The organism is Paraburkholderia sp. UYCP14C (genome assembly GCF_004197395.1).
GTDB lineage: Bacteria > Pseudomonadota > Gammaproteobacteria > Burkholderiales > Burkholderiaceae > Paraburkholderia.
This window is the reverse complement of record NZ_SELS01000154.1, coordinates 1-5,200: the sequence shown is the minus strand read 5'-3', so window position 1 is coordinate 5,200 and position 5,200 is coordinate 1. Positions and strand designations below refer to the sequence as shown.

Genomic DNA, 5,200 nt, shown 5'->3' with positions numbered 1-5,200 from the left:
CTTGCCATTCCTGCGTTTCGCGCAGGCTGCTTAAGCTCGTCCCTGTAACGCAAAAATCACGTGTTTTGAACCACGCCCCGATCATCGTCAGTGCGAGGATGACCTGCTCCAGCCATCGTCGGGTCACCGGCAGCGAGAACAGGACCTTGTCGGCGTCTTCGTCGATTTGCGTTGGCGAAAAGGCTTCATCCAGCGCGGCGCTCGCCTTGCGCATCTGGCGATAGACGAGTGGACGGCTGACACCGTGGCGGGCGGCCACGGCGCTGACGGGTTCAGCGCCCGCCAGGGCGCGAACGGCCATCATCTTGCGGTCGCAGCCAGCCGGTTTTACGGAAACAGGGCAGACGGATGAAGTCATGGGGACGCCGAAATTAAAGTGGGCCACATTATCCCGCACTTTCATTTCTGCCCTGCCTGTGTAACGCCGGGATGAACCACGCCCATTGTTTCAATGCTACACGCATACAATTCGAGAAAATCGGGACTTACATATATGGATTCGAAGGTTCATGCCGATTAACCGTCCTAGAGCGTGTCAGGCACTCTGCATAATCGGAGTGGCATGACGAGCATGAGCATGACGAAGACAACGAACCACCGACTTGCTCGGCTTCAATCCCCGTAATGCCGGTGCTCGGCAAAACGAATTGTTCAGGACGGACTAGAGCCCCGACATTTAAAAATGGCCTTGACAACGCATGCGCCGATTCAGGGAAAATAATTGCACATGCCATCAAATAGATCTTGAACCGCGCAAACGTTGTACTAAATTATCAAGTGCGGACGAATATCTACCAATGAATCATCCGCACAACGGATGAAAGGAAATAAACCCACGTTCTCATTTCATTCCGGATTTTACTGTAAATCATCCAGCCCGATTGTTGGAATCAGGTCGGATGCCCTTTCATTTTTTAAACGGTGATCGATATGGCAAATTCACATCAGCCAACGGTTCATGAAGTGAAAAACGCCGAACCGGCCAAGAACGTGTTCGACGGCCACAAGGTGGATCTCTACATCAATACGGGCACGCTCGGCGGCAAGCACTACCTTGTCACCGTCAACAAGCCCGACGGCACGCCGACGCTGATCGCGATCCACCTGTAATCGCCGCGGCACCGGTTCCGCCAGTTGCGGGGCGAGCCGCGCGCCCGCCCCGTGCGCCCACTTCGGGAGCCTCATCATGGAACAGATCGAATCGCCCGCAGCCCGCCCGCGGCTGGTGGCGCCCGTGACGCTGCGGCAGGTCGACGCGCCGCCCGACAGCCCGTACGCCGCCGTCGCGCTGGCCCGCACGCTCGACCAGTTCGACGGCCGTCACGATCTCGACGAGATCGCGCGCGATGAGCCCGCGTTGCCGCGCGCGCTGCTCGACGAGCTGGTCGGCACGCTCGACGAGGCCGGCCTGATCGACGACGACGCACCGGTCGCGAGCCGCGCGGGCTCGGAAGTGATCCTTGAGATCGAGGATCTCGTCGAGCAGTACTGCGAAGAGACGCTCTACCGCAATCCGTTCTGGCGCGCGTGCCTCGACACACGCTCGCCGGGCGACCTGCCCGAGCGGCTCGCGATCGGCATGGTGATCGAGAACTGGCACTTCCTGTTCCGCGAAAGCTATTTCGATGCACCCGTGCTGTCCTACGTGCCGAGCACGCCGGTGCGACTGACGCTCAACCGTTTCTTCTCCGAAGAGTACGGACACGACGAAATCCTGCTGCGCGCGCTGAATTTCGCAGGGCTGAGCCGCGCCGACATGCTCGATGCGATCCCACTGCCAGAGACGATGGGGCTGTGCAACGCGCTCGCGTACTGGTCGCACAGCGATCCACTGTTCTTCTTCACGACGCTCGGCTTGCTCGAAGGCCAGGGCATGCAGCACGACAGCTTCATCCAGGCGTGCGAGCGCGCGCAACTGCCCGACGGGCTCGTCGGCCCGCTCAAGACGCACGCGAACATCAACCTCAACGCCGCGCACGGCAGCCTGACACGCGCGATCTTCCAGGACGTCCCTGTGCTCGATGCCGTCACCGTCGCGCGCGTGAAGGCCCAGCTACGGCTGTTCGTCGAGCTCTACGACGAATTCTACACGGCCGTCTGGCACTACTACACTTCCGACGCGCCACTGCTGCGGCGTGTGTCCGACCTGTGAGGCGACCACCATGGACAGCTCGCTACCAGCTCCCGCGATGCCGAAACTCCGCGGCATCGTCACCTCGCAGCTCACGGATAGCGACGCCGTGCTGAGCGCCGGCGGCCGGCAATGCGCGTTCCGCTTCGCGCCGGACGAGGCGACCGACGTCGCGCGCCTGATCGGCGACCTGCACGTGGGCGGCCTGACGCCCGAGGAACTGGCCACGCGCTCGCCCCGCATCGCCGACAAGATTCCACCGCTGCTCGCCGATTTCAACGTACTGCGCCTGTTGATCGAATCCGATCCGCGCCGCGCCGCGGTGGCGACGAGCGGCGCGCAGCTCTACCGCGACATCCGCCGGATCGCAGACCGCACCGCCGCGCGCAGCGCGCGCTCGGCATTCCTGCGCGCGCTGGTCGAACAGCGCGCGACGCGCCGTCAGTTGATCGGCTATGCGCTCGAGTATTACTGGATCGTGCGCGCGGCGCCGGGGCTGATCGGCCCCGCGCTCGGCTGGGCCGCCAGTCCCGCGGAGCGCACGCTGCTGCAGGACTTCCTGAAATCGGAGCTCGGCCACGACCGGTTTCTCGAGGCGTCGCTGAAGGCCGCGGGGCTCGGCGATGCCGAGATCGAGCAGCACCAGCCGCTGCCCGCGACTTTCTCGCTCGCGGCCGCGCTCGGCGTGCACGCGCGCCAGCATCCGCTGTCGTTCAAGGCGAGCCTGTTTCTGTTCGAGCGCGCGCAACCTGCATTCATCGACGCGTTCGACGCGCGCTGCGTCGCCCTCGGCATGCCCGAAGCGTTCTACCGGCCGCTGCGCGCACACGCGGACCTGAACGACACCTACCGGCACGAGGACATCTCGCGGCAGTTGATGGCGCTCGACACCGCGATCGACCCCGAAGCCTGCACGGTCACGAAACGCAACGTTTCGCTGATGGTCGAGACGCTGGTGCGCCAGGAACACACCATCCTCGCCTACTACGCAGACGACAGCGCGCCGCTGCCGCGCATCTTCCACTGAGGGTCGCCATGGATCTCTGGACATTTCAGCGTTATCAGTCGCCGCGCCTCGTCATCGACGCGATTCACCACGAGCCCGGCACGGCGCTCGTCAGCATGCGCGCGGGCGCGCACGAATACCGGCTGGCGTTCGACGCCAGCGACGCCGCGGACCAGATCGCCGCGCAGCTCCACAGCCTGACCGACACGGCGTCGCCGCTGTGGTGGACGCTGCGCGAAAGCGAACCCGACTCCGGCTGGCACGCGCTCGGCACGTTTCTCGACACGCATTCGCTGATTGGCGAGGCCGACGACACGGCCGCCGATGCGCTCGCCGCGCAGGCCGCGCGGATCGACTCGTGCATCGCGCAAACGGTCGCCGCCAGCCTGGCCACGCTCGACTCCGCGCGGCGCGACGCGATCGCGCGCGACGCTGCGATGCTGCGGCTGCAACTCGACCGGCCCGCCTCCGCGCGCACGCTGTTCGACGCGCACGACGATCCGTTCGACGCGCAGGTCGAACCCAACTTCCATCTCGCGTTGCTGCGCATCGAGTTCGAATACTTCCGCCGCGCGGCACCGCTCGCGCTGGCAGCCGTCGACTTGATGCTCGACGCGTTCTCCGGCGCGCCCCGCGCAAGCGCCGCGCACGATGCGCGGTTCGACACGGCCGGCCTGTACGATGAGCACGACCTGATGTCGCATCTGTGGCTCGTCGCGTCGAGCCTCGTCGCCGCGAGCGGCGACGAGGCGCAGCGGCTGTCGTGCGCGGACCTGCCGGCCGTGTCGCTGTCCAGCGGGCTCGAGTTCATGCGCCAGACCGAACTGATCACACGCGAAACGCTGAACCGCTGGGGAGAGAATCCATACGTGAGCGCGGTCGACGCGCTGAACGGCGGCTATTCGCCGCTCGTCGCCGGCCCGTTCATCGAGCAGTACCACGTGACGCGGCGCTTCGTCGAGATCATCGCGCCGCTGCTGAGCATGCGGCTCAGCATCCCGCTGCGCACGATGATGTTCCGCTACTACGGCGAGGAATACGGCCACGAGGCGCTCGAAAGCACGACCTGCGAGGCGCTCGGCGTCGCGCCCCGCATGCTCACGAAGATCGTGCCGCTGCCGCTGCACTTCGCGTTCGTCGACGCGCTCACGCTGCTCGCCGATGTCGATCCGGTGTCGTCATTCGCCGCGATCATGGTCGTCGAGGGCATCTTCGGCGAGCCGCCGAAGATGTCGCTGCGCCTGATGGCCGCGGTCAAGGACAACGAGGCGTTCCACAGCGTGTCCGGCGACCACGAGGAACTGAACGAATCGCTGAACCACAACAGCATCTCGCGCGACACGTTCGAGCAGATCGCCGCGATCGATCCCGCGCGCCAGGCAATCGCGATGCGCCGCATCCTGTTCCTGCTCGAACTCAACCACCGCGCGTGGAGCGGCATCGCCGGCTTTTACGGCGCGCAGCCCACGCTCGCGCTGCACGGCCCGTACGGCCGGCTGCTCGACCCGCGCGGCTGACGGCGCCGCGCCAGCTCGCACGCACAAGGAGAGCCCCTTGGACGCACACTTCGACTACATCGTTATCGGCTCCGGCTCGGCGGGCAGCATCGTCGCCGCGCGGCTCGCCGCCAACCCGTCGATCAAGGTGCTCCTGCTCGAGGCCGGGCCGCTCGCGTCGCATTATCCGCCGATCCGCGACCCGAACCAGATCAACTGCCTGTATCGCATCGACGCGATTCACTGGGGCTACAAAAGCGTGCCTCAGACGCGCATGAACGACCGCGTGATGGACGTCTGGCGGGCGAAGGTAACGGGCGGCTGCGCCGCGCACAACGACATGGTCTACGTGCGCGGCGCGCCCGCCGACTTCGACCAGTGGGCGAGCCAGTACGGCTGCGCGGGCTGGCGCTACCAGGACGTCGCGCCGCACTTCGAGCAGGTCGAAAGCATGCTGCAACCGACTACCACGACGCGCAACGCTTTCGGCGGCGTGGTTCAAAACACGTGATTTTTGCGTTACAGGGACGAGCTTAAGCAGCCTGCGCGAAACGCAGGAATGGCAAG

The 5,200-nt window shown here is 65.2% G+C and carries 6 protein-coding genes; 5 read left to right on the top strand and 1 reads right to left on the bottom strand.

Annotated features, from left to right (window positions below):
• Positions 1 to 358: hypothetical protein (locus EVC45_RS43365; RefSeq protein WP_211193588.1), on the bottom strand; the 358-nt coding region annotated here is incomplete at its 3' end.
• 572 nt (positions 359 to 930) lie between these two features.
• Here EVC45_RS43365 and EVC45_RS43360 point away from each other — a divergent pair.
• From EVC45_RS43360 to EVC45_RS43340, 5 genes are all read left to right on the top strand, one after another.
• Positions 931 to 1,110, top strand: a complete 180-nt coding sequence (locus tag EVC45_RS43360; protein WP_018437908.1) for a hypothetical protein — start codon at positions 931 to 933, stop codon at positions 1,108 to 1,110.
• Between the two features lie 76 nt (positions 1,111 to 1,186).
• Positions 1,187 to 2,152: an iron-containing redox enzyme family protein gene (locus EVC45_RS43355; RefSeq protein WP_129964200.1), complete on the top strand. Its 966-nt coding sequence runs from the start codon at positions 1,187 to 1,189 to the stop codon at positions 2,150 to 2,152.
• A gap of 10 nt (positions 2,153 to 2,162) precedes the next feature.
• On the top strand, positions 2,163 to 3,158 hold the full coding sequence (locus EVC45_RS43350; RefSeq protein ID WP_248295516.1) for an iron-containing redox enzyme family protein: 996 nt from the start codon (positions 2,163 to 2,165) through the stop codon (positions 3,156 to 3,158).
• Between the two features lie 8 nt (positions 3,159 to 3,166).
• Complete coding sequence (locus tag EVC45_RS43345) at positions 3,167 to 4,654, top strand: hypothetical protein (RefSeq protein ID WP_129964199.1); 1,488 nt, start codon at positions 3,167 to 3,169, stop codon at positions 4,652 to 4,654.
• 37 nt (positions 4,655 to 4,691) lie between these two features.
• The gene (locus EVC45_RS43340; RefSeq protein ID WP_248295515.1) at positions 4,692 to 5,144 is read left to right on the top strand and encodes a GMC family oxidoreductase N-terminal domain-containing protein; all 453 of its coding nucleotides are present in this window, start codon (positions 4,692 to 4,694) and stop codon (positions 5,142 to 5,144) included.
• Positions 5,145 to 5,200: the final 56 nt, after the last annotated feature.